This is a genomic window from Acinetobacter sp. GWC1_38_13, from assembly GCF_001767535.1.
GTDB lineage: Bacteria > Pseudomonadota > Gammaproteobacteria > Pseudomonadales > Moraxellaceae > Acinetobacter > Acinetobacter junii.
This window is the reverse complement of sequence record NZ_MELG01000008.1, coordinates 1-23,176: the sequence shown is the minus strand read 5'-3', so window position 1 is coordinate 23,176 and position 23,176 is coordinate 1. Positions and strand designations below refer to the sequence as shown.

Here is a 23,176-nt window from a genome sequence, read left to right as displayed (position 1 = left end):
ATTAACACATTCATAACACATATAAAAAAAGGCGCATTACGCGCCTTTCTTTTCAACTTTTAAAAGATTAGCCACGGCGAGCTTGTTGCTCTTTTAATAAGTCTTCATAGCTTACAGCCACATCATTTACTTTAGCAGCAGCCAAGATGTGATCAACAACTTGGTCTTCTAACACAACTGCTTCGATTTGAGCACGTTGTTGTTTGTCATTTTTGAAGTATTCAACAACTTCTGTTGGATCTTCATAAGAAGAAGCCATGTCATTGATATAAGCATCAACGCGTGCTTGGTCAACTTCAAGTTTAGCATCAGCTAATACTTTGCTTACCAATACACCAAGCTTCACTGATTTTTCAGCTTGTTCTTTGAACAATTCATCTGGAAGCATGCTGCTGTCAAATGCGCCTGCACCTTGAGCACCAAACTGTTGAGTGAATTGTTGGATCATTTGTTGACGTTGACGATCAATTTCTTGAGCAACCATTGATGCTGGAACTTCGATTTCGTTCGCAGCTACAAGCGCATCAAACGTAGCTTGTTTAACTTGGTTGCGAAGACCGTTACGAACTTCACGTTCCATGTTTTTACGAACGTCAGCTTTTAACTTGTCTAAGCCGTCTTCTTCAGTTAAACCAAAGATTTTTAAGAATTCAGCATCAATCTCTGGAAGTTTTTGTTTTTCAACAAGTTTCACAGTGATTTTAAATTGAGCTGCTTTACCTGCTAAGTTTTCAGCTTGGTAGTCTTCAGGGAAAGTTACATCAATAACTTTCTCTTCGCCTTTCTTCATGCCAACGATACCGTCTTCAAAGCCAGGAATCATACGACCTGAACCAAGAACAAGTTTAAAGTCTTCAGCTGCACCGCCTTCAAACTTCTCACCATCAACAGTACCTTCGAAATCGAAAGTCACTTGCATGTCTTTTTTCGCCATGCCTTTGGTTTCAGTCCAAGAAGCACGTTGCTTTTGTAAGTTTTCAATCATTACATCAACGTCTGCATCGTTGATTTCAGATGATTTACGATCAATCTCTAAGTCAGCAAAAGATTTAACTTCTACTTCTGGATACACTTCTACAGTCGCTTCATAAACTAAAGCGTCATCTTTGTTTTCAACTTTTTCAATGTTCGGCATGCCTACAGCATTGATTTTTTCTTGTTGAATTGCTTCGAATACTGTATCGCGAATAAGGTCATTCACAACTTCTTGATAGATGCTCGCACCATATTCACGGCGAACAACATTTAAAGGCACTTTACCTGGACGGAAGCCGTTGATCTTCACAGTTTTGGCAGTGCGTTTTAAGCGAGCTTCAAATTGCTCGTTAACACGGCTCGTCGGTACAGAAACATTTAAACGACGGGCAACGCCCGAAACCGCTTCAGTCGTTACTTGCATGGCTTCCTCGATATATAGTTAGTAGTAACAATTTTTAAAGTGCCACATTATATGACAACTTTGCTGATATACAAAATTCGACAAGCATTCTAGCAGTAAAAGTTGATCTGAACATATCAGCAAGTCATCCACGATTTATTATTTTTGATAGTTTATGAATAAACTCGATTGTTCTTGGGTAATTTCGTGAAGAATTCTATTAGATCAATATGCTTAATTTTCACCCAATCAATTACAACACAATCTTACATTTCGCTACACTATTCTATTTCTTTTTCCAAATTTATATGATCTAAGCATCGTTAAATCCAATCGAGAAAAATTGCATATAAGAATAAGAATAATTATTATTTGCATGAGTTTTAAGGTTTACATGGATACGATATGTCTTCTTTTATCAGAACACGTAAGAAGTTTGTTTCATCTGCGATTGCATCATCTCTTTCTATGATTGCAACTGCAGCAATCGCGCAAGATAAAGAAAATGTGGTTCAACTCCCAACGATTCATGCAGAAGCAACTGCTGAACAATTAAAAGTTGATGTATCTGCAAACAAGAAATATGTTGCGCCATTAAAAGACACACCAAAGACAGTGTCTGTCTTATCTCAAAAGTTATTGAAAGAAACAAATTCAAATACTTTATTAGAAGCACTTCGTAATGAGCCTGGTATCACACTAGGTGCTGGTGAAGGCGGCATTCCGTATACAGATATTCCTTATATTCGTGGTTATAACGGACAAAGCGCGATCTATGTGGATGGTGTGCGCAACTCAACAACTCAAACACGTGATATGTTTGCGATTGAACAAGTCGAAGTTACTAAAGGCTCAAGCTCTGCTCTAACTGGCGGAAGTGGTGTTGGTGGCAGTATCAACATGATTCCAAAAGTTGCGCATGAAGGTGATGAATATCAAGGAAGTGTTGCAGGCGGCACAGATAACTATAAGCATATCGTACTTGACGCAAACAAAGACTTTGGTAATGGAATCGCGGGTCGTGTTATTGCGATGGGTCATGGAAATGAGAAACCAGGACAGCACAATGGTGCAGAATATGCTCGTGTTGGTATTGCGCCTAGTCTAGCTTTCGGTTTAGGAACTGAAAACCGTGCGACCTTAAGTTACTACTTTATCAAAAGTAATGATGAGCCAGATTCAGGCATTCCATTTAACAACCCTAACAATCCACCTCCAGGCTCGATCAAAGCTGATGGTCGCCCAGCAAATGTAAAACAAGGTTCTTACTATGGCTGGAAGGATCGTGATTTTGATAAACGTGAAAACCACATTGGCTCATTGAAGCTTGAACATGATTTTAATGATGACTTAACAGTTTCAAACACTGCAACATATAGCCATTCTAAAGCAAGCTATATGTATACAAATCCAGATGATTCAAAAAGCAATATCTACAAAGGTAAAGTCTACCGTCGTGCAACACAGACCATTCGTGACACCGATGCATTTACCGACCAACTTTCTTTAGCTGGGAAATTCAAAACTGGAGCATTAGCACATAGCTTCAATGTTGGTGCTGAATATAATCGAGAAGAAACCAATCGCGGTAACTATAATATTAGTTATCCTGGATATACAGGTACAACGACTGCTGGTTTCAATGATAAATGTAATGATAACAATGGCTGGTGCACGGATTTAAATAATCCAAACGCGAATGATCCATGGTTAGGCACACTCACACCAAATACTAAACAGACTACAATGACCAATGAAACAGTATCTGTATATGCATTAGACAGTATTGAATTCAATAAATATTGGTTATTAAATCTTGGCGTACGTTGGGATCAATTTGATACAGAATTAAAATATAACAAAGATGTAACAGCTCGTGGTGTGACAACGCCAGCAGGTACTGTGTATTCAAATGATACAGACTACTTCTCCTATCAAGCAGGTGTAGTATTCCGCCCAACAGAGCATGGTAGTATCTATGCAAGTTTCGCAACTGCTGCCAACCCTGTAGGTATCGATCCTGATCTTGATTCACTTAGTGCTTCAAATAAAGACTTAGAACCAGAAAAAGCTCGTACATTTGAGATCGGAACGAAATGGAGTCTTTGGAACAACCGTGCCAATGCGACAGCTGCAATCTTCCGTACTGAGAAGCAAAATACACGTATTAATATAGATGCGAATACAGTAACTAATGCTGGTGAAAGTAAAGTTGATGGTTTTGAACTTGCTTTGACAGGTCACATTACTGATAAATGGGAAATGGCACTTGGCTATAGCTACTTAGATAGCGAATTAACCAAAGCAGCTTATAACTTAGTTGCTCAAGAAGGTCGCCCTCTTCCATTCGTTGCTAAACAGAGTGCTAACTTGTGGAGTACATACCAAGTACTTCCAAAATTAACACTTGGTGCAGGCGTTCAATATCGCGATCAAGTTTTTGCGAATACCAATCCAAACACAGCCACCACTTCAACGAAAATTTTACCAACGTTTACTATCTACAATGCGATGGCAAAGTATGATGTAAACAAGAATGTAAACTTACAGTTGAATGTAAATAACATTTCAGATAAGCGTTATTTTACAAGTGCTCATGCTTCACACTATGCAAACGAAGGTGATGGCCGCAACGCAGTTCTTGCAATCAACTTTAAGTACTAAATCCCTTAAAAAAATTAGGGTATCTACTTAAACTCATCTAAAATAGCCTCTCTATGAGGCTATTTTTTTATAATAATCAATTGAAAGGGATATGCTCAGTGATCCATCACATTCCGAATGTTTTGACAAAAGAACAAGTCGCCGAATTCCGTAAATTAATGGAAGCAGCAGATTGGGTCGGTGGAAAAATTACAGCTGGCACACTCTCAGCTTCCGTAAAACGTAATCAACAACTTTCAGAGAGTGACCCTTTAACCCACCAACTTAGTGCACTTGTGATGGATGCAATTTGGAAAAATCCAACTTTCCAAGCAGCTGCACTCCCCAAGCAAATGATTCCACCTTTGTTTAATCGCTACGATGAACACGAAAGTTTTGGTTTTCATGTCGATAATTCAATTCGTTTAGTGAGAGGGACTCATCAACAACTTCGCACAGATTTATCGTGTACTTTATTTTTGAGTGAACCTGAAGAATATGATGGTGGTGATCTCGTTATTGAGGATACTTATGGCTACCATGAAGTGAAATTACCAGCAGGTGATGTCGTACTCTACCCTTCAACAAGCTTGCATGAAGTCAGTAGTATTACGCGTGGTACCCGATTTGCTTCATTTTTTTGGGTACAAAGTTTGATTAGAGATGATCAAAAGCGTCATATGCTCTTTAATTTGGATGAAAGTATTCGTCAACTTCGCATAGATCATGGTGATGCATATCCAGAAGTAATGAAACTCACCAATATTTATCACAATCTCATTCGTATGTGGTCAGAACTCTGACCACTTCATTTTTCGCCATGCTGAATAAATTCTATAATTTTTATTAAAAAATAGACTTATTTAGAAAAAATATCCCACTCAACTATCAATTCTTGCAAAAAACAGGAAAACATTTTCCACAATTAAGAGCTAGAATGCTGTTATAGACCTTTGCAGCCAGCTTATTTTCACCTAGACTGATTTTTATTAGATGATTAATATAGCTGCAAAACCGAATCATAATTTTGAATGGCTGATGATGAAAACAAATTACGGCTTTACCCATCCGTCGAATATAAACCATCTTGCTGCTCTCCTGATGCTGCGCCTCGCGCGCGTATAAATTTTATTGCCTAAGTTTGAAGGCATTCGATCCAAATATTCTCTTTTAATTTATTCGTATAGACACCATATATATTTATAGTACGTTGCATTTATAAAAATCCGCGACCCCTGCTATGACAAGGAGTTACTCATGATGTTGGCTGACCCAAGCAAAAAATACCGCCGTATGTATCAACGAGTGGATTTACCAGATCGTCAATGGCCGAATAACGAAATCAACCAAGCACCGATTTGGATGAGTACCGACCTTCGTGATGGTAACCAAGCGATTTTTGAACCAATGAATATGGATCAAAAATTAAAGATGTTCAAAATGTTAGTAAAAATCGGCTTTAAACATATTGAAATTGGTTTCCCATCTGCGTCTCAAATTGATTTCGATTTTACCCGTATGTTAATCGAAGAAAATTTGATTCCTGATGATGTTTATATCGAAGTCTTGGTTCAAGCTCGTGATCATTTGATTGAGCGTACTTTCGAGTCATTGATTGGTGCTAAACGTGCAATTGTGCATATCTATAACTCGAACTCTCCGACTTTCCGTCAAAAAGTTTTGAATGTAGACGTAAATGGCGCTAAACAACTTGCGATTAATGCTGCGAATAAAGTGAAAGAATATGCAGCACAATATCCTGAAACAGAATGGATTTTCCAATATAGCCCTGAATGTTTCTCAGCAACAGAATTAGAAGTTGCCAAGGATGTTTGTGATGCGGTTACTGAAATTTGGGAAGCATCTCCAACCAATAAAGTGATTTTGAACTTACCTGCAACAGTTGAAGTTTCAACACCAAATGTTTATGCAGATCAAATTGAGTGGATGCACCGTAACTTGCAACGTCGTGATGGCGTAATTATCTCAGTTCACTGTCACAATGACCGTGGTTGTGGTATTGCTGCATCTGAATTAGCCATTATGGCAGGTGCTGACCGTGTTGAGGGTTGTGTGTTTGGAAATGGCGAACGTACGGGTAATGTCGATGTTGCAGCAATTGCCTTGAACATGTATACCCAAGGTGTTGCACCAAATTTAGATTTCTCGAACATCAACGAAATCATTGCAACTGTTGAAGAATGCACGGGCTTACCTGTTCACCCTCGTCATCCATATGCAGGTGATTTAGTCTTCACAGCTTTCTCTGGTTCTCACCAAGATGCGATCAAAAAAGGCTTTGAGTTCCAGAAAAACGAAGAAATTTGGGATATGCCTTATTTACCAATCGATCCTAAAGATTTAGGTCGTGACTATGACGCTGTTATTCGTGTAAATAGTCAATCAGGTAAAGGTGGTATCGCATATTTATTAGAATCAAACTATAACGTTGCATTGCCACGTCGTGTTCAGATTGAATTTAGTCAAATTGTTCAACAACATACTGATGAGAATGGTACTGAAATCAGTGCACACGAGATCTGGACATTGTTTGAGAAAACTTATGTCGATATCAAAAACCATCACTACCAAACTAAACATTATCAATTATCAGACATCAATGGCACACAAATCATTGAATTAGATATTGAAATTGAAGGTGAAATCCAACGCTTACGTGGTGAAGGTAACGGCCCAATCTCAGCAATGTTAAATGCTTTACAGTTGCCGATTGACGTTGTGAACTATGAAGAACGTAGTATTAGTTCAGGAGCAAATGCCAAAGCCCTTGCATTGATTGAACTTCAAGTCAAAGGTACAGGTAAGAGTGCATTTGGTGCAGGTGTACACGACAACATCGTAACCTCTTCAATCGATGCGATTATTGCATGTACAAACCGTTTGATCGAACAAGGTGTATTAACAACTGATCAAGTGGTTGCTGCCGCAGTCTAAGCTTATGTTGTAATAACAGAAAAAATGGCTTTTGAAAGGATACCTGAATTGGTATCCTTTTCATTATTGATAAAAGATTTATACAGGCGAATTATTCCAGTGTCTTTTCCATCGGATTCAGTGGGTTTAGTCACACCACAAAAGTTTCAGTTCGAACAACCTCTTGAACTTGAATGCGGGCGTATTCTGCCCCGTTTTGATTTAATGGTTGAAACCTATGGAACACTCAATGCAGATAAGTCGAATGCCATTTTAATTTGTCATGCATTGTCAGGTCATCATCATGCCGCAGGCTATCATCATGAAGATGATAAAAAGGCTGGCTGGTGGGACAGTTGTATTGGACCTGGAAAAGCGATTGATACAAATCATTTTTTTGTCGTTTCTTTAAATAATATCGGTGGCTGTAATGGTTCTACAGGACCAACTTCACCAAACCCAGAAAATGAAAACCGTCCTTATGGTCCTGATTTTCCACTAGTTACAGTTCGTGACTGGGTAAAAACTCAAGCCATGTTATCTGATCGTCTTGGTATTGATATTTGGTATGCGGTGATTGGTGGCTCCTTAGGTGGAATGCAAGCATTACAATGGTCATTGGATTATCCTGACCGCTTACAAAAGTGTGCCATCATTGCCAGTGCACCTAAACTTTCTGCACAAAATATTGCCTTTAATGAAGTTGCTCGCCAATCAATTCTATCCGACCCTGACTTCCATCACGGTCGTTATCTTGAACATGACAGTTATCCAAAACGCGGTTTGATTTTGGCTCGTATGGTTGGTCATATTACTTATTTGTCTGAAGAAGCGATGAAACAGAAATTTGGTCGTGATCTCAAATCAGGCAAATTTATGTACGGCTTTGATGTCGAATTCCAAGTTGAAAGTTATTTACGTTATCAAGGTGAACAATTCAGTCGCAATTTTGATGCAAATACTTACTTGATTATGACCAAAGCCTTGGATTATTTTGATCCATCTCGTGAGTATGAACATTCATTGACTAAAGCAATGAGCAAGCCTAAATGTAAATTTTTGGTGATTTCATTTACTACAGATTGGCGTTTTAGCCCGAGTCGCTCACAAGAATTGGTTGATGCTTTGATTGATAATCATAAACCTGTCAGCTATTTAGATATCGATGCTGAACAAGGGCATGACTCGTTCTTATTCCCAATCCCGCTTTATGTCAAAACACTTCGAGCATTTTTAGGTGGAGAACAACAGTTGCAATCGACACCGCAGGAGCTTCACTAATGCGTATAGATCAACGACTCGCTGAAAAATGGATTAGCCCTAATTCTAGCGTACTAGACTTGGGTTGTGGTGATGGCGAACTGTTGGCTCATATGAGCAAACAGCACAATATTCGTGCTTATGGCTTAGAAATTGATCAAGAAAAGATTGCAATTGCCATCAGTCGAGGGTTAAATATTATCCAACAGGATTTAAACTTGGGTTTAAGCCGTTTTGCCAACCAGTCGTTTGACTCTGTGGTTATGGCACAAGCTTTGCAAGCTGTAGATGCGCCCGATGTATTACTTCGTGATATGGTGCGTGTCGGAAAACAGGCAATTATTACTTTTCCAAACTTTGCGTATTGGAAGACTCGTTCTTTTCTTGCTTTGAAAGGAAAAATGCCTGTTTCTGAAGCTTTACCCTATATGTGGTATAACACCCCAAATATTCATTTATGTACTTTCCGTGATTTCGAAGCCTTATGTGCAGAAAACGGAATTAAAATTATTAATCGACTTGCCGTTAATGGTGACCAACAAGGTAGTGTGCTGAGTAAGCATATGCCGAACCTATTTGGTGAAGTCGCAATTTATCGAGTGAGCGCTCTATGAAAAAGACATTAATCAGCACGTTTTTATTTGGCATAGTCAGCTTTCAAACGCATGCAGACTATGTTGCTCAACCACAGTCTGTAGCAACACAAGCAGCTAGATACTCTGTGATGAGTATTGGCGAGTTACAAAGCGCTGCAAAAGCTGGTCAAGCTGGTGCGCAGTTTTATCTAGCTACACGCTATCAATATGGTAAAGATGTCACTAAAGATGAGAAACAAGCTTTTACATTGTTTAAGGCTGCTGCGGATCAAGGGATCTCTGCGGCTCAACTAAATGTTGGTCGTATGTATGCAGATGGCATTGGCACAAAGAAAGATGAAGTATTGGCTCGCAAATATTTCGAAAAAGCAGCAAGTAACGGCGACAATCGTGCAAGCTTCAATCTTGCCATGATGGAAGAGCAAAAGAAAAACTACGTTGGTGCATATCAGTGGTATGAGCTTTCAACACGTGATGGCATGCTCGATACTAAAGTAATTAGTCTTTCTGAAGGTAAGAAAACAGCTTTGGCTGCAAACTTAACTCAAGAGCAAATCCGTACCGCACGTGACCGTGCTGATAAATGGATTCAAGCGCAGTAAACTAGCTTAGATCACCTGATTTATTTAAAAAAACCGACTGTTGAGAGTCGGTTTTTTATTAATAAAGGAATAAAATTGAAAATTTTAACTTGGAACTGTAATGGTGCTTTCAGAAAGAAAATTGAATTATTAAAAGAGATTGATGCAGACATATACATAATTCAAGAATGTGAAAGTGAAGAAAAGTCTCAAAGAACTTATGATAGTTGGCTACCTAATCGAATATGGAAAGGCCATAATAAAAACAAAGGATTAGGAGTTTTTGCTAAAGAGCAATTTAAATTAGAACAGTTATATTGGGAAGATTCAAACCTAGAACTATTCTTACCACTTAAAATCAATGATGACTTTCAATTGTTAGCTGTTTGGACAAAATATGCTAACTCTCCAACATTCCAATACATCGGACAACTATGGAAATATTTACAATTACATAATACAGCTATTGCAACAAAAGCAACTATTATTTGTGGAGATTTAAATAGCAACGCTCAATGGGATGTATGGGATCGTTGGTGGAATCACAGTGATGTGGTCAATCAGCTAAAAACAATGAATATCCATAGTCTTTACCATGAACTAACATATGAAGAACAAGGCAAGGAAAAGAATTCAACTTTTTTTATGAATCGAAACCAAGAAAAAAATTATCATATCGATTATTTATTTAGTCATACTAGTTTATTCTCTGGAAGAAACTCACATTTTAAAATTTTTGATAAAGATGAATGGCTTCAATATAGTGACCACTTACCAATATTATTCGATCTTAATACTTGAACTAATTTATCTTATTTAAACAATTTTCTATTCTATCTTAAAATAACATATTAAAATCCCACTCAATCTGAGCTGATCTAAAATATATATGTCTACTCCATTATGGCTTAATCAAGGCAGCCTTGTGCTTGCAAGCAATAACAAAGGTAAAATTGCTGAATTTGATCATCTATTTCAACAACTCAATCTACCCGTCGAAATCATTCCTCAAGGTCAACTCAATATCGAAGATGCGATTGAAGATGGTTTAAGCTTTGTTGAAAATGCAATTATTAAAGCTCGCCATGCATCTAAACTTTCAGGCAAACCTGCTATTGCAGATGACTCGGGTTTATGTGTGCCGATCTTAGGGGGAGCACCAGGCATTTACTCAGCGCGATATGCTGGCGAACATGGTAACGATGCTGCCAACAACCAAAAACTTTTAGCTGACCTCACACCTTTCCGCAAAGACGGCGAAGTGATTGAAGGCATGTTTGTTTGTGTACTAGCATTGGTCACCCATGCCGAAGACCCTCTACCACAAATCTTTCAAGGTATTTGGAAAGGTGAAATTTTAGAAACTGCTCGCGGAGAAAATGGATTTGGTTATGATCCCCTCTTTTGGGTAGCTGAACGTAACTGTTCAAGTGCTGAACTCAGCAAAGAAGAAAAAAGTAAAATCAGTCATCGTGGCAAAGCGATGCAGCTCTTCAAAGCTAGCTTAATATAAATCGCACTGCGTGCTCTAGTTAATAAAAACTAGACCACTTTTAGATAAAATAAAAATCAAATACGCTGAATTTAGAATAACAAAAACCTTGTGTTAAACCTTGATTACAAACCAAAAAGTAAAATTACCTATTCAACTATTTAAAGCTATTTATCCCTCTGTCGCAAAATTGCAATATAAGTGTCACATATTTGTCATGCCAAGCTGTTGAGATATGTACAAAGTTTGTATAGGAATAAAATTATGGCTGGTTTATCAATTTGGCACGTACTCATTTTCGCAATCGTAGTTATTTTACTTTTCGGTACATCAAAGCTTAAAAACTTAGGTAAAGATGTCGGTGGTGCAGTTAAAGATTTCAAAAAATCAATGAAAGATGACGAAGCGGCAGCATCTCTAAATGAACCCCGTACGATTGATGCGCAAGTAAAAAATACTGAAAGCTCAATCAAAAGTTAAGCGAGCAACAATATGTTAGATGTTGGAATGTCCGAACTTTTGGTGTTCGGCATTATTGCTTTACTTGTGCTTGGACCAGATAAATTACCTCAAGCAGCTCGCTTTGTCGGGAAATGGTATGGCAAAGTGAAGCGCCTTGTCAGTAATGTGCAAAACGATATTGATCGTGAATTACGTCTATCTGAATTACGCGAGCAGATGCAGCAAGAAATGCAACGTATTGCTGAACTAGAACAAAAAATGCAAGCTCAAATGTCTGAACTCGAACAACAAAAACGAGAAATGTTTGTTCAACCAAGTAAACAAGAACAAACAACAGATAACATTAGTTATCCTACTTATCACTATGTGAAAGAGCATTCTTCATTTGTATATGTGGAAAAAAATATTCAAAAGGCTCAGACCACTATTTTTACTGCACCAGATCATCAACCTGAATTTAAGGTGGCCGTATGAGTACATCCTCTCATTCTCAGTTACCTGCTCAATCGATTGAAGAATCAAAACAAAAGATTGAACTTGAAGAAATGCCGATTACCAAGCATTTAATGATCTTGCGTCAGCATTTATTCAAGATCGTTGGAATTTTATTACTCTTATTCTTTTGTTTATTACCATTTGCAAATCGCACCTATCAGTTACTTTCTGAACCTTTGCGAGCTCAACTTCCTGTTAGCTCATCAATGATCGCAACAGACGTGACTGCAACATTCATGGCGCCCTTTAAGCTGAACTTTTTTGTTGCACTGATGTTAGCAATGCCTTTTATTATTTATCAGATTTGGGCATTTGCTAAACCTGCATTATATGAACGCGAAAAGACACTTGCTCTTCCGTTATTACTAAGCAGTATTTTTCTATTTTATGCAGGAATTGCCTTTGCATATTTTGTTGCATTACCTTCGATTTTACATTTTTTCATTAGTGTTTCACCTGAAACTGTAGCGCCAATGACAGATATCAATAGCTATCTAGCGTTCTGTTTAAAGCTATTTCTCGTATTCGGTTTAACCTTTGAGATTCCAGTGATTACATTACTTCTGATTCTGATTGGAGTCGTGAGTACACAAAGTCTGATTGAGAAACGAAGATTTATCATTGTTGGCTGTTTTTTCGTAGCAATGTTTGTTACACCGCCTGATGCTATTTCTATGATCATGTTAGCCGTTCCGATGTGGTTATTGTTTGAGATTGGATTATTTTTTGGCAAGATTATCGAAAAAAGAAAAACAGCTTGATTACTTAGTTCTTATTACTACAAACAGGCTTCTCGCCTGTTTTTTTAATTTTATTACTTTAATTTTTAATTGATTTTTCACAAAGCTGTCACACAAGTGTCAAGGCTTCGTCACATTTAAACATTAAGTTTATTGGGGGAAAACTTTTAGAACAACTGTTATATTTTTTAGGAAAAATTCCATGACCGAGCTATCGCCATATCATGAAGATCAAGAGTTGGATAACAACACATCGGATAATATTCATTTCCGTGACATTTTAGAACAGCACATTAGCCGCCGTAGTCTCATCACTAAAACTGCGAGTGGTGCTGTTGCATTAACTTTAGCATCGACATTAACTGGCTGTAACGACGACGATAATAACTCGAGCAATAATGGTGGAACACCGCCAACACCTGTTGATCCAAATAAAAAACCAGAAAAATTAAACTTCTCTCCTGTTGCTAAAAATCTAAATGACATCGTAACAGTGCCTGAAGGTTATGAAGCAACTGTACTTTATGCTTTAGGGGATTCAATCAATCCTGCTTACGGTGCGTGGGATGATAACAATATTCCTTCAGGTTTAAGTTTTGAATATCGTTCTGGTGATTGCCATGATGGTATGACATTCTTTGGTTTAAATAGCTCAACTCAACGTTACGATGCCAATGTATCTGAACGTGGTTTATTAGTTATGAACCATGAATATATCAATCCAACCTTCCTTCACCCTAAGGGACCAACGAAAGTTGATGGTCGTCGACCTGAAGATGAAGTCATTCGTGAAGTGAATGCTCACGGTGTTTCTGTGATCGAAATCAAAAAAGATAAAACGACAAATAAAGTAGAAGTGGTTAAAAACTCTGTATTTAACCGCCGTATTACAGGTTCTACAGTGATGGATTTTGCTGGTGCTGCTGCAGGTTCAACCCTTCTAGCTACTGCCTACTCTCCAGCAGCTCGTCAAACTCGTGGTACACATAATAACTGCGGTAATGGTTATACACCTTGGGGAACTTACCTGACGACTGAAGAAAACTTTATTGGTTACTTTGCTCGTAGTGCGACAGATGACACCTTGCGTCGTCCAGAAGAAATCATTGCGCTTAAACGCTATGGTTTAAAAGCAGGTTCAAGCTCTCGTTATGGCTGGGAAACAGTAAAAGCTGGTGTACTTTCACAAGATCTTTATGATCGCTGGAATGCAGATGTAAAAGCTGAAATAGCGGGTAATGATTACCGTAATGCACCAAATACATTTGGTTGGATGGTAGAAATTGACCCATTTGATGGTCGTCAAAATCCGGTTAAACGTACGTCTTTAGGTCGTTTTGCTCATGAGGATTGCCGTACTAGCCGTGTAATTGCAGGAGAAAATCTTGCTTTTTATATGGGTGATGACTCTCGTGGAGAATATATCTACAAGTTTGTATCTGATGCAAAATGGGATCCAAAAGATATCAATGGTGGCTATGCTGCTGGTGATAAATACATGAATGCAGGTAAACTTTATGTTGCCAAATTCAATAATGACGGTACGGGTCAATGGATTGAGTTAGCCTTTGGTAAAAATGGTTTGAACCAAAGCAATTCAGTCTATCCATTTAGCTCACAAGCTGATGTTGTCACTTTTGCTCGTTTAGCAGCTGATGCAGTTGGCGCAACAAAAATGGATCGTCCAGAGTGGTGTGCGGTTAACCCAGAAAATGGTGAAGTCTACGTTACATTAACCAACAACTCGAACCGCGGTACTAGCTATCCAACTGATGCAGCAAATCCACGTAATTATGAAGACAAATATGCTGGTACAAAAACCAATAAAGGTAATGTAAACGGTCATATTATTCGCTTGCGTGAAACAGCTGATAAAACAACTGCTGAAAGCTTCAACTGGGATATCTATCTATTTGGTGCTGAGGCATCTGGAGCTGCAAACATCAACCTTTCAGGTTTGACAGATAATAATGATCTTTCAAGCCCTGATGGTATGTGGTTTGACCCACGTGGTGTACTTTGGATTCAAACAGATGACGGCGCATACACTGACGTAACGAACTGTATGATGCTAGCTGCACTTCCAGGTCAGATTGGTGATGGAGCTAAAGCAACGACTTCAAATGGTACTGAAACCTTAGTTGGTAAGAAAGTAACAGATGAAACCTTGCGTCGCTTCCTTGTAGGACCTAAAGATTGTGAAATTACAGGTGTAACAATGACACCTGATTACAAAGCAATCTTTATTAATGTTCAGCATCCAGGTGAAGACTCTGCAGACTATGCATCTCCTTCAAGTAACTGGCCAGCAACTCAAACGAACCCAAGCAACAAAACTGCACGTCCACGTTCAGCGACTGTTGTGATCACTCGTAAAGATGGTGGTGTGATTGCAGGCTAAACCCTAAAAATCATACCCAAAGAGCCTATCTACAATGATAGGCTCTTTTTTATTTTACTAATGGAATAGTTAATTCGATGAAATTTCCTTGCTGTTCACCTTGTTGTGTTTTTTCAATCCATTGCCATTGCTCAGATGTCAGCCTTAAAAAATTTGAACAGCGTGTGCCATAAATTGGGCTTTGGATAAAAGTCGAGGACAGCAACGCTTCCATTTCCACACTAATCCCTGTATCTGGCAATAGGTTTGGGATGATTTTACGTTCATCCTCCAGAATGTCCCAGACTGAATATTGCAAATCAGATTCTGTCATCGTTGATTGTTGCAACATTGGTAAAAATTCTTGCGTAAAGCGTTTACGTAAATGTTTGGTTTTCTCCCAATCTTCTGACATTAAACCGTTGGAAACAACATAAACACCATTCGCTAAGACTTGTGGTGCTTCCCCCCGATTACTCATATAAACCGCTTGCTCTCGATCACCGATAAACAAATTAAAACCAGCGTAGTCCTGCTGTTGCTGTTCTAATTGTTGTGCAAAACGAAAGGGGGCTAAATCACTTTCTAAAAAAGACTGGATTAAATGCCCACGTGAAGTTGAATATTGGTTCTTATCTCGTCCATTGCGAAAATTAGTCACGATTGCCCAACGCCCAGACTCAGTGACCCCCATCCATGCCCCACCTGACTGTAAATCTTGCCCAGCAATTATCGAACTGTTATCCCATCGATGTAAAACAGCACTTGGTCGATGATAAAATTCATCACGATTTAAAATTAAACACAACGGCATATCATCAAGAACATGCCATGCAAAAGCGACAATACACATTAATTCTGTTCTCACATCTTTACACATTGAATGTACAACATTTTTCACATCATTCCGCTACAATCTGCTCAAAACTTAATTTCAAATTCTAAATTGAGGAACAGCAATGCTGACCTATCCAAATATTGATCCAGTTGCGCTGAGCTTGGGACCAGTCAAAGTGCATTGGTATGGACTCATGTATCTCTTGGCATTTTTATGCGCTTGGGGCTTAGCCTCTTATCGTGCTAAACAACGTGATGGTTGGACTGCCGATATGGTCTCCGATCTGGTGTTTTATGGCGCTCTAGGCGTCGTACTTGGTGGTCGGGTGGGCTATGTCTTGTTTTACGAGTTTGGCAAATTCTTAGAAAACCCGCTTTGGTTATTCCAAGTCTGGACAGGTGGGATGAGCTTTCACGGCGGTTTCTTGGGTGTCATGATCGCAATGCTATTCTGGTGTAAGAAATATCAGAAAACATGGTTTCAAACCTTGGACTTTATTGCACCCTGTGTACCGACAGGTTTGATGTTTGGTCGTATCGGTAATTTTATTGGTGGTGAATTGTATGGTCGTCAAGTTCAAGACCTTAGCTATCCATTTGGTATGATTTTTCCAACTGATCCTTTAGGTTTAGTTCGCCATCCGTCGCAAATTTATCAAGCGCTCTGTGAAGGTCTGATTCTATTTATCATACTTTGGTGGTTTAGTGCTAAACCACGTCCCCGTATGGCGGTTTCAGCATTATTCCTGATGGGCTACGGAGTTGCACGTTTCTTTATGGAGTTCTTCCGTCAGCCCGATGCAGATCAAGGTTTTATTCTATTCGGTTGGATGACTAAAGGTCAGATTCTCACTGTACCAATGTTACTGATTGGACTGTGGATGATGTGGTATGCCTATCAGAAAAAAATCTACGATTGGCAAATTAAAAAATAAAATAATGGGAGCAGATGCTCCCATTTTTAGATCTAAACTTTTCCTAACAATGCTTTTACGACATCACCTAAACGTTTACCTTGCGCTTCGCATAATACTTTTTCATCTGCACTCAAACTTTGATCATGACGAGGCCCACTGACATGACTTGCCCCATAAGGTGTACCGCCTTTTTTAGTATTGGACAGGGCTGAAATTGAATTTGGCAACCCCATGATGAACATACCATGATGGAATAATGGCGGTAACATGCTAAGCAAAGTACTTTCCTGCCCACCATGCATCGAGCCAGAAGAAGTAAAAACACATGCTGGTTTATTATGCAAAGCACCATTCAACCATAAACTCGTGGTTTGATCCCAAAAGTATTTCATCTCGCTCGCCATATTACCAAAGCGAGTAGGTGAACCAAGTGCCAAACCTGAGCAATACGTCAAATCATCTAAAGTACAATAAACATCCCCCTCTGCAGGAATGCTCGGTTCTGCTTGGGTAACAACAGTTGCGAGATTAGGAACGGTTCGAATACGAGCTGTGATACCAGAAGACTCAATTCCATCGGCAATTAGATGAGCCATTTCTCGAGTTGAACCATATTTACTGTAATAAAGAACAAGAACGTAAGGTTGCATCGCTTTCAAGTATTTTGTTAAAAAGAACACTATACGACATTTTTTATACTTTTCGCGGTAGTAATTCCTATGTATGCATAGGATTTTATTAAAAATAACTAGGATAGAACCCATGATCTTAAATCGTTATCTAAAAAATCTGCCTTTTTTAGAAAAAACATGGTTTCAATTTATTGTATTTGTGTTACGGCGTTTCGAAGCTGATCGCTGTAGAGAACAAGCTGGAGGACTCACCTACACCACCTTGTTTGCAGTTGTTCCGATGCTGACCGTTTTCTTAGTCATTATCTCCTCAATTAAAGCCTTAGAGCCTGCTCGACAACAACTACAGCAATTGATTTACAGTAATTTTTTACCAAAAAGTACCATTGCCTTTGACAAGGCACTGAACGCATTTACCGAAAAATCCAGTAACCTCACCGTGATTGGGGTACTGTTTCTTTTTGTCACCACTGTACTGATGCTGTCTTCGATTGAAACCGTTTTCAATCGTATCTGGCGTGTCAAAGAAACTCGAACAGGTCTTGTTGGTTTTATGCGTTATTGGACAATTATCTCTTTAGGTCCAATCATTCTAGGCAGTGCTTTTGTACTTTCATCTACTGTCGCATCAATGAATGTTTTAAGTAATAACTTTGCGGGTTATCAGCTTGATGGTGCATTAATTTTATGGCTCATTTCCTTTATTTTGACCATTGTCGGATTCTTCATTTTATATTGGACGATCCCCAATCGGACGGTACCAATTTTTTCAGCTGTGATTGCGGCATGTTTCAGCGCGACCGTTTTTGAAATTTTAAAACGTTTATTTGGCTGGATCATGAGTAATTTCACCAGCTATGAAATCGTTTATGGTGCTTTTGCAGCAGTTCCTATTTTTCTACTTTGGATCTATCTGTCTTGGAATATCATTTTATTGGGTGTGGAAGTGAGTTATGCACTCACCGCCTTTCATTCTGGTAAAGAAAAAAAGCGCCATCCAATTTTGATGTTATTGGATATTTTAGAATTGTTTTACCGTAAGCAACAAATCGGTGAAAGTGTTAGCGAACAAGAGCTACTCAATATTATTGGTCGTGGTGAGCTTGGTCGTTTACCCTCTTACATTCTTCAGCTTGAAAAGCAAAATCTGATTAAACGCACCGATACGGACGAATATGTTCTGGTACGAAATCTAGCACAAGTCGATTTTTGGAGCTTTTTTACAGCTCTACCGTATCCATTGCCATTAAGCCACGATGTTGCCAATATTCATGAAGATGATGAATGGATTGAACGCCTTGGGCCATCGCTAGTGGAAAGTAATGACTACTTAGCAGCAAAACTCTCCATCCCACTTTCAATTATTTTTGAACAAAAATAATTGAATAGACCTCTTTGGAGGTCTTTTTATTTCCTCAACCATCCCTGCAAACTCACAACTAAAATTCCAAGTAATACCAATGCCGTCCCAAAAATGAAATTTGCTTCTATATTCTCATCTAACAGCCATACGCCAAATATGATTCCAAACAAAGGGGTGAGGAATGAAAATACTCCCAGTCGAGAGGCTAAATAATTTCGTAATAACCAAAACCATGCTAAAAAACTAGCAAAAGACACGATCAAAGTATGAAAAGCTAAACTCCCCATTACTAATGGTGTCCACTGTACAACTGCTTGTCCCATGAAAAATGCCAAACCTAGCAACAGAATAAAGCTACCAGCCAACTGATAAAATAAAGTTTGGGTAACTGCAGCTTGAGCCAAAGAGGATAAACGTACCGTAACTGTAGTGGCCGCCCAAGCAATTGCCGCAGCTAAGGCGTATAAATCTCCCCATAAGATCTGTTGCTGAAATGTATTTGCCCCTATCTGTTGTGAACGAATAAAAGTCACCACAATGCCGATAAAAGCGATACCAATGCCAGTCCATTGCAATAGCGTTAGGCGCTCAGATGGTAACTTCCAATGTAAACCTAGCGCCACAAAGATAGGGGCTGTGTAAAGCAAAACAACTGCATGCGAAGCAGAAGTCAACTGGAGTGCTTGTGCGAGTAAAAAGAATTCTAGAGAAAATAGAACAGCGACTAATGTCCCAGCTTTCAGGTTCTTGGGATTCATTAATTGACTTTTTTGATCAAGCAACACCAACGGCAATAAAAGTAATGCTGCTAAGCCAGATCGCAAAGCAATTTGCATCAAAGGACTAATGTCTGAAGCTGCCATTTTTAAAATAACTTGCTGTAGCCCCCAAACCATACACAATACGATCATTAGACTTGAGGCTGTCTGATCTAAGGCTTTACGCTCGTCCATAGCAAGTTCCATATACACGATATTGAACCACTATAAGACTGTCGTATTTTAATGATATAGTGAAAAAGAGACAAAATATGTGTGTTTTCAGGCAATTCTTTCTATGAAAAAATCAGCACAGCGAGTTCAAGATTTTCAGGAACTCCCTGCTTATAACGAAATACCAGAACTTCTGTGGCTCAGCATACGCGATGCACCTGCTGCAACGGTTTATCCACAACATGCGCATGCTTGGGGAGAGTTTATCTATGCTTTTGATGGTGTTTTAGAAGTAAATATTGATCAGGTACATTATCTCACTCCTCCACCGTATGGGATTTGGTTACCACCACATACTCAACATAGTGGTGTGAATCGAAATGATGTAACGCACTGCACCCTTTATGTTCATGAATCACTTTGTGAAAAAATGCCTCAACGGGCAGGAATTTTACTGACCGCACCACTGGTGCCAGCACTACTTGAACATATACAAAAACATGCTTTTAAAGATCACGATCCGGAATATTTGCGAATATTGCATGTTCTACTTGATACCTTAACCCATGCCGAAATCATCGGGAGTTATTTACCCAGTACAGAGCACCCTGCTTTAGCTCAAATATTAAATCACCTACATTTACATCCTGCTGACAACAGCACTCTAGCTGAGCTGGCAGCGATGATAAATATGACTGAAAGAACATTGGCGAGACATTGTCAAAAAGAACTCGGGATGTCCTTACACGAATGGCGACAACGTTTAAAAGTGATGAAAGCAATGTCTTTATTAAATCAAGGTTACACGATTGAAAGTATTGCTCTAGACTTAGGTTATGCAAGTTCATCAGCCTTTATTTATATGTTTAAACGTTGGATGAATTACACCCCTGATCAGTTTAGAAAATACTATCAAGGACGCTAAATTTATTCCAAACCAAACCGTTTTAGTCGCTCAAGTTCATATGGCGCATCTTCAGCAGGATAACGCAACTGAGCCTTAGCTTGCTGTTTAGCTAAAGACCAAACAATACTTTCCCCTGCTGGCAAAACATTTGTTTTTAATCGATATATCGGATCTCGGTAAGCAGTTTCACTATCTATAAATTGCCACTGATGCAGCTTAAATGTCTCGACTACATCATTGAGAAATGCTGCATTGATTGCATTCACATGAAGTAGCAATACATGCTTTGGAGAATACCCGACAGTCTGTATCGCCAATTGATCATAATAATTTGCTCGATCCAATAAATGATCAATATAAGCATTCTTTAATTTTTCAAGATCAGCTGTTTGTCCATTTTTAGTATAAGAAAGATATTTTAAATTATAAAACCAGTCACTAGCATCAATACTCACAGCACCTGATTCATAACCCTGCTGTTGTAAATAATGCGCAACTCCATCTCTTTTTTCTATGGTATTACCTTCTTTCAAAAACGGATAACGATATCTGAGAACCCAACCAGTCAATGGTTTAAATACTTGTTCTGCTCTGAAAATTTGATCAATATATTGCTGCGTTGTGACCTGTTCCTTATTTAAATTGGAATGCAATTCACTGTGGTTACCGATTTTATGCTCTTGCTTTCCCCATGCGGCAACCAAACTCAAGCCTTTATAATCACCGATTTTAATTACACTTGGATAAACAATACTTCGTATATGATTTTGTTTAAGTTGTTCTAGAATTCTTTGATTAATTTGCTGTGCATTCGGATTTAGATCAGGATTGACCCCATCATCAAAACTTAAAGCAAGCTGCTTGCTATGACTGATAGTTGTGATCAATAAGATCACAAGGAAAAAACACAGTTTCATTTTATTTTTCATTCTTTATATAAAAAATGGCATTAATTCATTCAAATCAATGCCATAAGATCATGCATTATGCATTAACAAAAGTATTCCAATCATACTCACCAGTCTGAGTAATCAATTTCATTGTCAATTTATCATGGGGTTTCAATGCCCCTACACCTGCTGGAGTACCTGTCATAATCACATCACCAGTTTGTAAACTAAATGATTGATTGATCTCAACTAACAAAGCGCCGATATCAAATAGCATATCGCGACTAAATCCATGTTGACGTTCAACTCCATTGATCATCAGAATAAGTTCTAGCTCTTGCAAATCGCCAATTTCATCAATCTCAATCCATTCCGCAAGCAAGCAAGCGCCATCAAATGCTTTTGCTCGCTCCCAAGGCTGCCCTTTTTCTTTTAAATCACTTTGCAGATCACGAAGAGTCAAATCCAAACCTAAAGTAATTGCACCTACGGCTTCTAATGCCTTTGAGATGTCAGTTTCTTTTGAAAGTGGATGTGCAATTTGTACGCAGATTTCACATTCGTAGTGACATTCACCCAATGCTTTATTCCAATCAATTCCTTTTTCTAAGTAACCTAAACTACTTGGAGGTTTCATGAATAAAATCGGGCGATCTGGAATAGCATTTCCTAATTCTTTTGCATGTTCTGCATAATTTCGCCCCACACAAACAATTTTTGAAGGATGTGTACTCATGAAAGCTCCTTGCTTTTATAACCGATGAAAAATTTATTTTTTAAAGCTATTTTCAAACTTATTTTGATCAATAGAATCTGTAAATGCGCGTTTAGGCACAATAACAACAGTATGGTTTTTTAACTCCAACATATACGTCAGCTTTCCAATCGCAAAAGATTGAACCTCTGTGTATTGTACTGTTTGCTTTTTCCCTGCTGCGTAAAGCTCAAATTGGTCTTGATATAAATCAATTCCCTGTTCACTTTTGCCAAACTGGTAACGAACAAATTGTCGTTTAAACAGCAATGGTAATAACCAATAACGCATTAACCCTTGCATAAGCAAGAAAAAAACACCCAATGCAACATAATAACGACCAACACCCGTTAAACCTAAATATAATCCCCATAGAATCACTGCAATACTAATCACTGGTGTCAGAAAACGAGTGATGGTTTTCTTACCAAAAGTCACTAAAGCAAAACCATCTTGAGACTCATCTAAATTGAGATAATAACGCAGTGATAGTGTTGGACGTTGTTCAGACATTTCTTATTTCTTACATTTGAAAGACGTACCCTATTAGAACATAAATTAATTTTGGCACACTATCACTGTTGTTTTTTTTGCTATGAACTTTGCAACAGATTCAGTTTTTGGATTTATAAACTTATATGCAAATAACATAAATTTTAGACACAAAAAAACCGCTATTAAGCGGTTAATTCTTCAAATTGGTGCGCTCAGAGAGATTCGAACTCCCGACCCCTTAGTTCGTAGCCAAGTGCTCTATCCAGCTGAGCTATGAGCGCATATTTGATAGGGGGCATTATACGCACTTTTTTCATATTGATAAGCGTTTTTTCATCTTATCGTCGTCAAATGGTGATACATTCGCCTATCAATCTTAAATTCAAATAAAAACACATTGCTAAAAACCTTAACGCCTAAATATTTATTAGCTGATAATGCGATCAACACTATTCATCAAGCTGAAAACCCAATCTCAGATGCTGCAA

Annotated in this window: 22 protein-coding genes and 1 tRNA gene; 15 read left to right on the top strand and 8 right to left on the bottom strand. The window is 38.4% G+C overall.

Features of this window, described 5'->3' with window-relative positions; genetic code table 11:
- Window positions 1-67: 67 nt before the first annotated feature.
- Complete coding sequence (gene tig, locus A2003_RS00840; RefSeq protein ID WP_286686697.1) at window positions 68-1,399, bottom strand: trigger factor; 1,332 nt, start codon at window positions 1,397-1,399, stop codon at window positions 68-70.
- Window positions 1,400-1,783: 384 nt separating this feature from the next.
- Here tig and A2003_RS00835 point away from each other — a divergent pair, with 384 nt between their 5' ends.
- From A2003_RS00835 to A2003_RS00780, 12 genes are all read left to right on the top strand, one after another.
- A complete protein-coding gene (locus A2003_RS00835; RefSeq protein WP_151816903.1) occupies window positions 1,784-4,042 on the top strand; it encodes a TonB-dependent receptor in 2,259 nt (752 codons plus the stop codon).
- A 98-nt stretch (window positions 4,043-4,140) separates the two neighbouring features.
- Window positions 4,141-4,824, top strand: coding sequence for a Fe2+-dependent dioxygenase (locus A2003_RS00830; protein ID WP_004678505.1), 684 nt, complete (start codon window positions 4,141-4,143; stop codon window positions 4,822-4,824).
- 454 nt (window positions 4,825-5,278) lie between these two features.
- A complete protein-coding gene (gene leuA / locus A2003_RS00825) occupies window positions 5,279-6,976 on the top strand; it encodes a 2-isopropylmalate synthase (RefSeq protein WP_005403228.1) in 1,698 nt (565 codons plus the stop codon).
- A gap of 99 nt (window positions 6,977-7,075) precedes the next feature.
- A complete protein-coding gene (gene metX, locus A2003_RS00820) occupies window positions 7,076-8,236 on the top strand; it encodes a homoserine O-succinyltransferase MetX (RefSeq protein ID WP_004951903.1) in 1,161 nt (386 codons plus the stop codon).
- Window positions 8,236-8,829 (top strand): methionine biosynthesis protein MetW, encoded by a 594-nt coding sequence (gene metW, locus A2003_RS00815; protein ID WP_039048178.1) that lies wholly within the window; start codon window positions 8,236-8,238, stop codon window positions 8,827-8,829. The genes metX and metW overlap by 1 nt, the downstream gene beginning before the upstream one ends.
- Complete coding sequence (locus A2003_RS00810) at window positions 8,826-9,413, top strand: tetratricopeptide repeat protein (protein WP_286686696.1); 588 nt, start codon at window positions 8,826-8,828, stop codon at window positions 9,411-9,413. The genes metW and A2003_RS00810 overlap by 4 nt, the downstream gene beginning before the upstream one ends.
- 75 nt (window positions 9,414-9,488) lie before the next feature.
- The gene (locus A2003_RS00805; protein ID WP_286686695.1) at window positions 9,489-10,193 is read left to right on the top strand and encodes an endonuclease/exonuclease/phosphatase family protein; all 705 of its coding nucleotides are present in this window, start codon (window positions 9,489-9,491) and stop codon (window positions 10,191-10,193) included.
- Between the two features lie 88 nt (window positions 10,194-10,281).
- Window positions 10,282-10,905, top strand: coding sequence for an RdgB/HAM1 family non-canonical purine NTP pyrophosphatase (gene rdgB, locus A2003_RS00800; RefSeq protein ID WP_286686694.1), 624 nt, complete (start codon window positions 10,282-10,284; stop codon window positions 10,903-10,905).
- Window positions 10,906-11,148: 243 nt separating this feature from the next.
- On the top strand, window positions 11,149-11,364 hold the full coding sequence (gene tatA / locus A2003_RS00795) for a Sec-independent protein translocase subunit TatA (RefSeq protein ID WP_004760687.1): 216 nt from the start codon (window positions 11,149-11,151) through the stop codon (window positions 11,362-11,364).
- 12 nt (window positions 11,365-11,376) lie between these two features.
- Entirely contained in the window at window positions 11,377-11,820 is a 444-nt protein-coding gene (gene tatB / locus A2003_RS00790) for a Sec-independent protein translocase protein TatB (RefSeq protein WP_099948062.1), read from the top strand.
- A gap of 71 nt (window positions 11,821-11,891) precedes the next feature.
- Window positions 11,892-12,602, top strand: a complete 711-nt coding sequence (gene tatC / locus A2003_RS00785) for a twin-arginine translocase subunit TatC (protein WP_171133387.1) — start codon at window positions 11,892-11,894, stop codon at window positions 12,600-12,602.
- Window positions 12,603-12,783: 181 nt separating this feature from the next.
- Window positions 12,784-14,982, top strand: a complete 2,199-nt coding sequence (locus tag A2003_RS00780) for a PhoX family protein (protein ID WP_286686693.1) — start codon at window positions 12,784-12,786, stop codon at window positions 14,980-14,982.
- A 49-nt stretch (window positions 14,983-15,031) separates the two neighbouring features.
- Here the strand turns inward: A2003_RS00780 and A2003_RS00775 are convergent, their stop codons facing one another.
- Window positions 15,032-15,814, bottom strand: coding sequence for an NRDE family protein (locus A2003_RS00775; RefSeq protein ID WP_286686701.1), 783 nt, complete (start codon window positions 15,812-15,814; stop codon window positions 15,032-15,034).
- Between the two features lie 106 nt (window positions 15,815-15,920).
- On the opposite strand from A2003_RS00775, the gene lgt reads away from it, so the two are divergent.
- Window positions 15,921-16,733: a prolipoprotein diacylglyceryl transferase gene (gene lgt, locus A2003_RS00770; protein WP_286686692.1), complete on the top strand. Its 813-nt coding sequence runs from the start codon at window positions 15,921-15,923 to the stop codon at window positions 16,731-16,733.
- A gap of 32 nt (window positions 16,734-16,765) precedes the next feature.
- Here lgt and wrbA read toward each other — a convergent pair whose 3' ends face one another.
- The gene (wrbA, locus tag A2003_RS00765; RefSeq protein ID WP_286686691.1) at window positions 16,766-17,365 is read right to left on the bottom strand and encodes an NAD(P)H:quinone oxidoreductase; all 600 of its coding nucleotides are present in this window, start codon (window positions 17,363-17,365) and stop codon (window positions 16,766-16,768) included.
- A 112-nt stretch (window positions 17,366-17,477) separates the two neighbouring features.
- On the opposite strand from wrbA, the gene A2003_RS00760 reads away from it, so the two are divergent.
- Window positions 17,478-18,728, top strand: coding sequence for a YihY family inner membrane protein (locus A2003_RS00760; RefSeq protein ID WP_286686690.1), 1,251 nt, complete (start codon window positions 17,478-17,480; stop codon window positions 18,726-18,728).
- A gap of 26 nt (window positions 18,729-18,754) precedes the next feature.
- Here the strand turns inward: A2003_RS00760 and A2003_RS00755 are convergent, their stop codons facing one another.
- A complete protein-coding gene (locus A2003_RS00755; protein ID WP_286686700.1) occupies window positions 18,755-19,663 on the bottom strand; it encodes a DMT family transporter in 909 nt (302 codons plus the stop codon).
- Window positions 19,664-19,766: 103 nt separating this feature from the next.
- On the opposite strand from A2003_RS00755, the gene A2003_RS00750 reads away from it, so the two are divergent.
- A complete protein-coding gene (locus A2003_RS00750) occupies window positions 19,767-20,567 on the top strand; it encodes a helix-turn-helix domain-containing protein (RefSeq protein WP_004951872.1) in 801 nt (266 codons plus the stop codon).
- Between the two features lie 2 nt (window positions 20,568-20,569).
- Here A2003_RS00750 and A2003_RS00745 read toward each other — a convergent pair whose 3' ends face one another.
- The 4 genes from A2003_RS00745 to A2003_RS00730 all read right to left on the bottom strand — a co-directional run bounded on the left by A2003_RS00745 (window position 20,570) and on the right by A2003_RS00730 (window position 22,969).
- The gene (locus A2003_RS00745; protein WP_286686689.1) at window positions 20,570-21,466 is read right to left on the bottom strand and encodes a polysaccharide deacetylase family protein; all 897 of its coding nucleotides are present in this window, start codon (window positions 21,464-21,466) and stop codon (window positions 20,570-20,572) included.
- A gap of 67 nt (window positions 21,467-21,533) precedes the next feature.
- Entirely contained in the window at window positions 21,534-22,175 is a 642-nt protein-coding gene (locus tag A2003_RS00740) for a fumarylacetoacetate hydrolase family protein (RefSeq protein WP_286686688.1), read from the bottom strand.
- 33 nt (window positions 22,176-22,208) lie between these two features.
- Window positions 22,209-22,706 (bottom strand): YcxB family protein, encoded by a 498-nt coding sequence (locus tag A2003_RS00735; protein WP_286686687.1) that lies wholly within the window; start codon window positions 22,704-22,706, stop codon window positions 22,209-22,211.
- 186 nt (window positions 22,707-22,892) lie between these two features.
- A tRNA-Arg gene (locus A2003_RS00730) sits at window positions 22,893-22,969 on the bottom strand.
- Window positions 22,970-23,176: the final 207 nt, after the last annotated feature.